The following is a 7903-nucleotide window of genomic DNA, read 5'->3' on the forward strand; positions in this document are numbered from 1 at the left end:
GACTGCTGCACTCTCGATGCGGACTGCTGCACTCTCGATGCGGACTGCTGCACTCTCGATGCGGACTGCTGCACTCTCGATGGGGTCGCGCGCGGTGGAGCACACGCGACAGGGCAGAGCCCGGCCGCGCGCACTCCCCCGTCGAGCGAGCTCAGGCGCTGCGGCGTGCCGCGGTCTCCTGGCCTTCGCGGAGCACCTTGCTCCATGACTTCACGTCGGGGCGGCGGCGCAACAGCGCACGACGCTCCCGCTCGGTCATGCCGCCCCAGACTCCGAACTCCGTCCGGTTGTCGAGAGCCTCCGCAAGGCACTGCAGGACGACCGGGCACTCCTTGCAGATCGCCTTGGCGTCGTGCTGTGCCTTCCCCCTGACGAACAACGCGTCCGGGTCCTGTTGCGTGCACAGGGCATGGGTCGTCCAGTCCTCGTCCCAAGCCGCGCGTGCGACATCAACCTTCATTTTTCTCTCCCCTCCCCTTTCGGTGCCTCCCAGCACCGACGATCCGTGGCGCTTGCTGCCGATCGGATCGAGATCCCCGATGAACCCCAAAAACGACATTAGGAAGGAGAGGGTCGAAGCGACATAGCCTCTATGGACCATTTCCTGAACCGAGGTGACTAGTCACCACGTGGCGCCATGACCTCTGACACAATCACCTCTGACACAATGGCCTCCGGCGCTGTGACCGCACCGTGAGTGGTGTCAGGGGCAGGCCCGCTGCTCGGTTACCCTTGAGCGCATGCCCTCACGCACGACGTCCATAGGCGGTGTCATCAGCCTGCTCGGCGCATTCCTCGCGTCGGCGATGGTGCTCGGCCTGCTGCTCGCCGGGCTCTTGATGCCGGCCGTGGGGGCCACCGGCGCCTTGGCCCGCGGTGGCGTCGACGTGTTCAACGAGCTGCCGAGCGAGTTCCGCGTGAGCCCGCTCCTGCAGCAGTCGAAGATCCTCGCGGCCGACGGCAAGACCGTCATCGCGACCCCGCAGGACCAGAACCGCATCGTCGTGAAGCTGAAGCAGATCGCCCCGATCATGCGTGAGGCGCAGGTCGCGATCGAGGACCACCGGTTCTACGAGCACGGCGGCATCGACCTGCAGGGCACCATGCGAGCAGTGATCTCCAACCTGCGTACCGGGGGCAGCCAGGGCGCGTCGTCGCTGACGCAGCAGTACGTCAAGGTCTCGCTCCAGTACAGCGCCCTGCAGCGAGGTGACGAGGAGGCGGCGCAGGCCGCAGTCGACCAGAACTACATCCGCAAGCTCCGCGAGCTGAAGTACGCCATCACCCTCGAGAAGAAGTGGAGCAAGGACCAGATCCTCGAGGCCTACCTCAACACCGTGTACTACGGCGACCTCGCCTACGGCGTCGAGGCCGCGTCCCAGCACTACTTCAGCATCCCGGCCTCGAAGCTGAGCCTCTCGCAGGCCGCGCTGCTCGCCGGCCTCACGCAGAACCCCGGCACCACCGACCCGATCCACAGCCCCAAGCGCGCCCTCGAGCGGCGCAACGTCGTGCTCGACCGCATGCACGAGCTGGAGAAGGTCACCGACAAGGAGTGGGCGGCCGCCAAGAAGCGCACCATCAAGCAGGACCTCAAGATCACCAACCCGAAGAGCACCTGCCTCGCCTCGCCCTACCCGTACTGGTGCGAGTTCATCCTCAACTACGCGATGGAGATGCCGGCGCTCGGCAAGACCCGCGCGGAGCGGCGGCGCAACCTCTACGCCGGTGGCTATGCCATCACGACGACCCTGGACCCGAAGATCCAGCGGATCGTCCAGCAGGAGGTCACCAAGAAGGTCCCGATCGGCGACAAGTCGCACGTCGGCGCGGCCGCCTACGTCGCCGATGCGACCGGGCACGTGCTCGGCTTCGCCCAGAACACCGAGTACACCGTCACGAAGCAGAGCCTGGGCAAGACCGGAGTCTCGTGGGCGCTCGACACGAGGTATGGCGGGTCGGGCGGGTTCCAGTTCGGCTCGACAGCAAAGGCGTTCTCGCTCGTCACGGCGATGGAGAACGGCATGACGACGCACTCGTCCGTGCGCGCCAAGGCCGCCGGCGGCAGTGCAGCGGCGGTCTACTCGCCGAGCGAGTTCAACGGCTGTGGTCCAGGTGGTCCGTGGCGGGTGCACAACGACACGCCGTTCGGCGGGGGCAGCATCTCGCTGATGAAGGCGACCGCGCTGTCGACGAACACCGCCTTCGTGGCCCTCGCCCAGAAGCTCGGCGGGTGCAAGGTGCGCGAGACGATGCTCAAGCTCGGCCTGCACAAGGCCAACGGCGAGCCGATCGGCAAGTACGCGCCCGAGTACATCCTCGGCTCCGACGAGGTGTCCCCGCAGGGTGTCGCACACGCCTACGCGACCATCGCGAACGACGGCAAGAAGTGCCCGATGGTCGCCGTCACCAAGGTGACCCGCGACGGCAAGAACCTCGCCCTGCCCGCCGGCGAGTGCAAGCAGGTCGTGAGCGCCGATGCCGTCCGCGGCGCGGACAAGTTCCTCGAGTACAACATGACCAACGGCTCGGGGGTGCGCAACCAGCTCGCCGGCGACCGCCAGTCCGCCGGCAAGACCGGTACATCCGACAAGAACAACGAGTCGTGGTTCGTCGGCTACACGCCGCAGCTGGTCACCGCGGTCTGGGTCGGCACGCCGGACGACGGCAACAAGCGCCTCATGACGAACCTGCGGATCGGTGGCGAGTTCATCCCGAAGATGCACGGGGCAGCCGTCGCCGCCCCGATCTGGAAGGGGATCATGAACCGTGCCCTCGAGGGCAAACCGCATGTGAAGTTCAAGCAGCCGTCGGACAAGATCACCAAGGGCAAGGACATCCGGGTCCCCGGCGTGACCGGCATGTCGGTCCGCCAGGCGATCGCCGTTCTCGAGGATGCCGGCTTCGACGCGTCGGTGGGCGGCACGATGGCCTCGAACGTCCGCCGTGGCCTCGTGGCCGGCACCTCACCCTGGGGCTGGGCGCCCCGCGGCTCGGACATCACCATCTACACCTCGCGTGGCGGCGGAGGAGCTGACGACGACCAGCCGCGGGCGGACGCCCCGAAGGCAGACACTCCGAAGGCGAAGCGCCCGAAGCCGCGCCCGGCTGCCCGACCCACGGTGTCGGCCAACCGGCAAGCTGCCCTGCCCACGGCGGGGCCGGCACCGGGGGCGCTGCCCACGTCGTGGCCGATCCCGACGTGGCCACCGCAGCGCTGACCGGCCCCGTCCGAAGGCCCGCGAACCTGCGTGACCGGGCTGAGCGGCATACCCTCGAGGCCTGAGCGGCAGCGTCAGGAGGCGAGCACCTGCTTGACGATCGCCGCGACGCGGCCCCCTTCGGCGCGGCCGGCGACCGCCTGCTGGGCGGCCCTCATCGCGAGGCCCATCTGCTGCATCCCCGCCGCGCCGGACGCTGCGACCGCGTCGCGCACGATCGCGGCCAGCTCGGCGTCGCCCAGCTGGGTGGGCAGGTAGGTCTCGAGGACGGCGAGCTCCGCGTCCTCCTGCGCGGCCAGCTCGGTGCGACCGGCCTCACGGTATGCCGCTGACGCCTCGCGCCGCTTCTTCGCCTCCTTGGCGAGGACCTTGAGGACGTCGTCGTCGCTGAGGTCGCGATGCTGCGTGCCGGCGACCTCCTCGGTCGTGATCGCCGTCAAGGCCATCCGCAGCGAGCCGGACCGGATCGTGTCCCGCGCTCGCATCGCCGCGGTCAGGTCTGCGTGGAGCTGCTCCTTGAGCGTCGTCATGGGCCGATTGTCGCAGGTGGCGGCGCATGGCCCGGTTGCTCGTCGGGGCGGGCGGGACGCAAGGATAGGTCCATGCATGTGGTGACGAAGGCGGCGCTCGGGACGGTCGGCGCGGGGCTCGGCGTGCTCGGGTGGGCCTCGCTCGTCGAGCGGAACGCGTTCCGGCTGCGCCGGGTGAGCGTGCCGGTGCTGCCGCCCGGGTCCCCGCCGGTGCGGGTGCTGCACATCTCGGACCTGCACCTGCTACCGCGACAGCGGTGGCGGGCCAAGTGGGTCAAGGAGCTCGCGAGCCTCGACCCGGACCTCGTCGTCGACACCGGTGACAACCTCGCCTCGTATGACGCCGTGCCCGCGGTGCTCGACGCGTTCGAGTGGCTGCTCGACCGGCGGGGCGTCTTCGTCCTCGGGTCGAACGACTACTTCGGGCCGTCGTTGAAGAACCCGCTGCGCTACCTGTGGCATCGCGGGCCGGCACCCGAGCGAGCCCCGTCGACGCGGCTGCCGGTGGAGTCGCTCGTGTCGGGCCTGACGGACCGCGGCTGGGTCGAGCTGACCAACCGGCGGGCGTCACTGCAGGCGCAGGGCATGCGCATCGACTTCGTGGGGGTCGACGACCCGCACCTGAGATATGACCGGCTCGACCTCGTGCGCGGCCCGGCGTCGCCGGAGGCGACCCTGACGATCGGGGTCACGCACGCGCCATACCAGCGGGTGCTCGATACGTTCGTCGCCGACGGGGCTGGTCTGGTGATCGCGGGACATACGCACGGCGGGCAGGTGTGCGTGCCGTGGTACGGGGCGCTGGTGACGAACTGCGACATCGACCCCGGCCGGGTCAAGGGCCTGTCAAGGTGGTGGGTCGGGGCCGGGCACGGCCACGGCGCGCCGGTGGCCCCGTCGTCGGCCGCGCCGGACGACGCCGCGTGGCTGCACGTGTCGGCCGGCCTCGGGACGTCACCGGCCGCGCCGGTACGGCTCGCGTGCCGTCCCGAGGCGACGCTGCTGACCCTGGTTGCCCGTCAGCCGTCCGGCGAGGCCGATTCGGAGTTGGTCGGGCGCCTGCGCTAGCATTCCTGCGTGCTGCCCCCGTACGGGACGGCAGCACCGGGGTGTGGCGCAGCTTGGTAGCGCGCTTCGTTCGGGACGAAGAGGTCGCAGGTTCAAATCCTGTCACCCCGACCAACACGTTTATGCAGGTCAGGGCCGCAATCGTGGCCACTGCGACCCCATCGCCAAAAGCGAAGGATGCGGCTTGCGAGCCCATCACGAGCCGTCACCTTCAGGGGTGGGCTCGTCGGCGTTCTCGACCCCCGGTCGCCCTCGGTGCCCGCCGTCTCCGCCTCCGCCAGACGCGCCGCCATGAGGTCCGTCGCCCGGTCCAAGGTGTCGGTCAACAGGTGCGAGGACAGGTCGAGCGTCATCGTCGCCGTGGCGTGACCAGACCGCGGCCCGGGCGCGGGTCCGACCCGAAACGCGGCACGCACAGCGAAGAGGACGCGCCGACCTAAGATCGAAGCGTCCTCCCGAACCACCCGCACCTCACCCCGTGCCGGCCTACCCTCGAACGTATGACCCACGCAGACGAGCCCGGCTGGATCGAACGCCTGAGACCAGCCGCGAAGCAGCGGCCACGAACGCAATTCGCGCGCGTCCGCTGGCACGACCTCCAAGAGCTCTTCCGTGAGCGAGACGCCCTGTGGCACGCGGCGACCCCCGAGACTCGGGCGCAACTCGAGGCGATCCGAGTCGAGTACGGGCGCGACAAGAACTAGACCCGAGCCCCGAGCCGACCCCCACGAGTCGAGCGTCCTACCGCCGACACTCGAAGGGGCTGCCACCTCGGCAACGCGGCCGAGTCCAGTGCGCTGATGACGAGGGATGGCCCCCGCCAGACGAGCACGGGGCTGAGTCCCATCAAGGAGCACTGCACAAGTCGGGCGCGCCAACCATCTACAACCCGCCAAGCCGAGCTCTCGATGCGCCTTCTGCGCGGCACCAGCCAGCCCCAACAGTCAATGCGCAAACCCACCAGGTCGGGTCGCGAGCGCACAGCGTCGCAGATGCCGCATGATCGCCTGAACCACCCAACGCGAATTGCTGTGAACACGCCACACAGGATCAGCTAAGCGCGAGGCCGTCGAGCACGCCCCGCCGGAGCGAAAGGCGCGCGCAGCGAAGTTCCACGAGTTCACTCCGCGCCAGCCCCGCCACAGGCCGACACCACCCGGCCGAGGACTCGGGCTGTGGCAGCTGAGCGCTCGAACCGGCGCGTTGCGTCAGCGAGTGGTTCCCCGCCGTGCCCGCGATCTCCCGAGCCGAGGCCGAGCAGGACAGCCCGCGGGCGTTTCGCCAGCGGGGCATCTTCATCACCGGCCGGTCGCTGAACCGCGCATGAGCGAGCACGGCGCGGCGCTTCACGCCGCGCACGTTGATGCCCTGTTCCAAGAGCTATGCGACCGGCTCGCGACGGCAGGAGGTTCACGCGCAGTTGTTCGTCCTGGGCGGTGGTCCAAGACCGGCACCGGCCAGTCGCGATGACTGACCGGCACCGGTCGAGTGGTAAGGGCCGACGCTGCTAACGCTGCGCGAGTGACCCGCGATAGGGCAACTCCGGCGCCACGTACTGCTTGGCCGCCCGGAGGCTGCCGTCCTCGAAGAACCCGCTCCTGGTGCGGGCCAGGGTGAGTACCGCGTGGGCTGCCGCGTCACCGAGCTCGTTCAACGCGGCGGTGCTGAGGTTGTTCACGGTGTCGCAGGCTTGGTGATAGCACGGGTCGTAGGGCTCGCCGGCCGTGCCACCAAAGATCGCCGCCTCCTCCGGCGTCTTTATTCCCTCGGCGCCGCTGAACAACCCGCCGGCCGGGATACCGACGGCGATGAAGGGCCCATAGTCGGAGCGGCCGTCGAACGCGGTCGGTTCGGTCGCCATGCCCTGACCGGCGAAGTAGCCGGTGAAGATGTCCTCGATCTGGGCCGAGCCGGGAGGTCCGGCGACCGGGGTGTCGGAGCCGTCACCGTCGTAGACGAAGCGGACGTAGTTGGGCGATCCGACCATGTCGAAGTTGAGGTTGGCGAAGATCCGGCGCAGCTGCCGGTTGTTCAGGCTCGCCACGTAGTGCTCGGAGCCCAGCAGACCAGGCTCCTCGGCCCCCCAGAACGCGAATCGCACCTGCTGGCGGGGCTTGATGTTCAGCTTCGCCATCTGCTCGGCGATCTCCAGTACGGTGGCGGTGCCGCTCCCGTTGTCGTTGATCCCCGGGCCGGCAAGGACCGAGTCGAGGTGAGCGCCGACCACGACCACCTTGTCCGGGTTGCCCTGCCTGGTCTCGGCGAAGACGTTCGTGGTCGGGCGGTTCAGGTCCGTGTCGGTCTGGGTGGCAACGTGCAGCACCACGTCGTCGCCGGCTTGCAGCTGGCCGTAGAGCGACTCGGCGTCAGCGAAGGACAACCCGACGACGGGAATGTCGAACGGCCTGCCCAAGGTGCCGGTCACGAGCTCCTGTCGGCCCGGCTGGCCCTCGTTGAAGATGATCACCGCGTCGTATCCGGCGGCCTCCGCGTTGGCTGCCTTCAGCTCGAAGGTGCAGGTGCCCCGCTGGACCAGCGCGACCGACGAGTCGCTGGGCGCGGCCGGGAAGTCCGACGCCTCGCAGCCGGAGGTGGAGCCGGGGGCGGGCGACGGCGGGATCGTCAGGTCGATCGGCACCAGCGCGCCGGTCACATCCCCGCTGCCCGAGAACTCGAACGTGCCGGTCTCGTAGTCGGTCGGGGTGGGCGACACCTGCTCGAGCACGGGCGGACTGAGCTCCCGGAAGAACGGGAACGTGAACTTCTGCTCATAGACCCGGTAGCCGGCCCGGCGCAGGGTCCGCTTGACGTACTGGGCGGACGCGTCATACCCCGACGTGCCCGATGCGCGGGTGCCGTCGTGTTCGTTGGCGATCCGCTGGAGCACCCTTTCGTGTCCCAGGATGCCGCTGACGGTCACCGCCTCGCGGAGCTTGTGGCTGTTGACCTCGTCCACTGCGGCCGCCGTGACCGACGGCAAGGTGGTCAGCGCCACCGTGCTGGCCAGTCCCGCCGCCAGCAGTCCGAACTTCTTCCTTTTCACCGCTGCCTCCGTATGCGGCGGCCCGGGCGGGGCGTGCCTAG

At 69.2% G+C, this 7903-nt stretch carries 6 protein-coding genes and 1 tRNA gene; 4 read left to right on the forward strand and 3 right to left on the reverse strand.

What is annotated here, in order from left to right; translation table 11 throughout:
- Positions 1-151 precede the first annotated feature (151 nt).
- Positions 152-460, reverse strand: coding sequence for a WhiB family transcriptional regulator (locus L0H79_RS18815; protein WP_301486176.1), 309 nt, complete (start codon positions 458-460; stop codon positions 152-154).
- 280 nt (positions 461-740) lie between these two features.
- Here L0H79_RS18815 and L0H79_RS18820 point away from each other — a divergent pair, with 280 nt between their 5' ends.
- On the forward strand, positions 741-3221 hold the full coding sequence (locus L0H79_RS18820; protein ID WP_301486177.1) for a transglycosylase domain-containing protein: 2481 nt from the start codon (positions 741-743) through the stop codon (positions 3219-3221).
- Positions 3222-3295: 74 nt separating this feature from the next.
- Here the strand turns inward: L0H79_RS18820 and L0H79_RS18825 are convergent, their stop codons facing one another.
- Entirely contained in the window at positions 3296-3751 is a 456-nt protein-coding gene (locus L0H79_RS18825; protein ID WP_301486178.1) for a GatB/YqeY domain-containing protein, read from the reverse strand.
- A 72-nt stretch (positions 3752-3823) separates the two neighbouring features.
- On the opposite strand from L0H79_RS18825, the gene L0H79_RS18830 reads away from it, so the two are divergent.
- The 3 genes from L0H79_RS18830 to L0H79_RS18840 all read left to right on the forward strand — a co-directional run bounded on the left by L0H79_RS18830 (position 3824) and on the right by L0H79_RS18840 (position 5523).
- On the forward strand, positions 3824-4819 hold the full coding sequence (locus L0H79_RS18830; protein WP_301486179.1) for a metallophosphoesterase: 996 nt from the start codon (positions 3824-3826) through the stop codon (positions 4817-4819).
- A 37-nt stretch (positions 4820-4856) separates the two neighbouring features.
- A tRNA-Pro gene (locus tag L0H79_RS18835) sits at positions 4857-4933 on the forward strand.
- Positions 4934-5319: 386 nt separating this feature from the next.
- A complete protein-coding gene (locus L0H79_RS18840; RefSeq protein ID WP_301486180.1) occupies positions 5320-5523 on the forward strand; it encodes a hypothetical protein in 204 nt (67 codons plus the stop codon).
- A gap of 803 nt (positions 5524-6326) precedes the next feature.
- Here L0H79_RS18840 and L0H79_RS18845 read toward each other — a convergent pair.
- Positions 6327-7903: M28 family metallopeptidase (locus L0H79_RS18845; protein ID WP_301486181.1), on the reverse strand; the 1577-nt coding region annotated here is incomplete at its 5' end.

This window comes from Intrasporangium sp. (genome assembly GCF_030452765.1).
In the GTDB taxonomy this organism is placed as follows: Bacteria; Actinomycetota; Actinomycetes; order Actinomycetales; family Dermatophilaceae; genus Intrasporangium_A.

Bases quoted from the DNA above. Each gene is read 5' to 3' on its own strand.
- L0H79_RS18825 (WP_301486178.1), bottom strand. From the start codon at position 3,751: ATGACGACGCTCAAGGAGCAGCTCCACGCAGACCTGACCGCGGCGATG.
- L0H79_RS18815 (WP_301486176.1), bottom strand. From the start codon at position 460: ATGAAGGTTGATGTCGCACGCGCGGCTTGGGACGAGGACTGGACGACC.
- L0H79_RS18820 (WP_301486177.1), top strand. From the start codon at position 741: ATGCCCTCACGCACGACGTCCATAGGCGGTGTCATCAGCCTGCTCGGC.
- L0H79_RS18840 (WP_301486180.1), top strand. From the start codon at position 5,320: ATGACCCACGCAGACGAGCCCGGCTGGATCGAACGCCTGAGACCAGCC.
- L0H79_RS18830 (WP_301486179.1), top strand. From the start codon at position 3,824: ATGCATGTGGTGACGAAGGCGGCGCTCGGGACGGTCGGCGCGGGGCTC.